The 1,017-nt window shown below is 72.8% G+C and carries 1 pseudogene; it reads right to left on the bottom strand.

The window, feature by feature from the left end:
* Positions 1–1,017 (bottom strand): annotated as a pseudogene (locus tag HGA02_RS20195) (hypothetical protein); the annotation flags it as partial.

Here is a 1,017-nt window from a genome sequence, read left to right as displayed (position 1 = left end):
GTCCATGACGGCCCGCCGCCCGGCGTCGTCGACGCCGCCCTCGACCGACGCGGCGTGCGCGTCGAGCGCCGCGGTCACGTCGGCCAGCAGGCCGGCGAGCTCGTCGGTCACCGTGAGGTCGCGGTCGAGCAGGTCGCGGGCGAGCGCGAGCCCACGGCGCAGGTAGGCGAGCGTCACGACGGACAGGCCCTTGCCGACCAGCGCGTTGTTCGCGTCGTTCCACTCGGGGCGCTGCGTGTTCATCCAGATGCCGCCGTCGGGCACGAGGTTGACGACCTTCGCGAGCACGAGCAGCAGCAGCTTCTCGCCGAGCGACACGCGCACGAGGTCCCCGTCCGCGCCGTGCACGAGCCGCCCGTCGGCGCCCTCGGTCCGCACGCGCGCCTGCACGCGCTCCTCGGCGGCGGTGTCGAACGTGATGGTCTCGATCGGCTCGATTACCGTCTGCGCGTACGACGCGATCCGGTACGGCACGTCGGCGTGCGTGAACAGCGCCCGGTCGACGAGCGCGTCGAGGCGCCCGGGGTGGAAGCGCCGCGACGTCTCGAGCAGCTTGACCAGGTAGATGATCTGGTGGTCGCTCCAGTAGCCGATGTTCGCCCACGGGTTCGACGGCTCCGGGACCTCCCAGTCGATGCCCGAGCGCGAGATCCGGTACGGGTTGTACCCGTCGGCCGTGGTCGCGTCGAGGAACACCGCGACCATCGACTCGACGTACCCCGGGAACGACCAGGCCAGCGCCTCCCAGTTCTGGAAGATGTCGCGCCAGTTGCCCTGGAAGTCGACGCGCGTGCGGCCGCGGGCGTCGGTGAGCGCGATCTGGAACTTGTTCCACGGGCGGCTCGGGTCGCCGTGCCGGCGGCTGAACGTCAGCGGCAGGTACTCGCGCACGAGCCGCAGGAGGTCGGGGTCGCCGGTCGCGTCGGCGCGCTCGAGCAGCGTGTCGAGGTCCGCGGTCGCGGGGAGCGCGTCGAGCCACTCCCGGCGGCGTGCGGCGGTGCGCGGCGAGCGCTGGGC

Origin of the sequence: Cellulomonas septica (assembly GCF_012396155.1) — a bacterium.
In the GTDB taxonomy this organism is placed as follows: domain Bacteria; phylum Actinomycetota; class Actinomycetes; order Actinomycetales; family Cellulomonadaceae; genus Cellulomonas; species Cellulomonas septica.
Note: the sequence above shows the minus strand (reverse complement) of the source record. Positions and strands in the feature narration are given on the sequence as shown.